Consider the following 346-nt stretch of genomic DNA (forward strand, 5'->3'; position numbering starts at 1 on the left):
GATCAGGATGTCGCCGTGCATCCCGGTGACGGCATGGAAGATGCCGAGTGCGGGCGGGCGGTGTGAGCGCGCCCCTTCGGCGGTGGCCAAGGGCTGGCGGGTTGCCTCGTACCGTTTCAACGCCGACCGCCGCGGGGCGGATGCCGGCTGCGCAGCGGGCCGGGGCACACCTGGCGAGGCAAACTGGGTCGGCCAGGTCGGGGACTTGGACGGTCTGCGGGGCGAGGCGGTTGTTCAGCGCGAGCAGGGTGGCGACGGTCTCGATGCCGCCGGCGCCGCCCAGCAGGTGGCCGGTCATCGACTTGGTGGCCGAGACGGCGATGTGGTCGACGTGCTCGCCGAGCTC

At 72.5% G+C, this 346-nt stretch carries 1 protein-coding gene and 1 pseudogene; both read right to left on the reverse strand.

Annotated features, from left to right (window positions below; genetic code table 11):
• On the reverse strand, positions 1–168 hold a 168-nt coding region (locus UK12_RS45390; protein ID WP_156179142.1), incomplete at its 3' end, for a DUF3145 family protein.
• A gap of 49 nt (positions 169–217) precedes the next feature.
• Positions 218–322: pseudogene (locus tag UK12_RS45395) on the reverse strand (hypothetical protein); the annotation flags it as partial.
• Positions 323–346: the final 24 nt, after the last annotated feature.

The organism is Saccharothrix sp. ST-888, from assembly GCF_000955975.1.
Lineage (GTDB): Bacteria > Actinomycetota > Actinomycetes > Streptomycetales > Streptomycetaceae > Kitasatospora.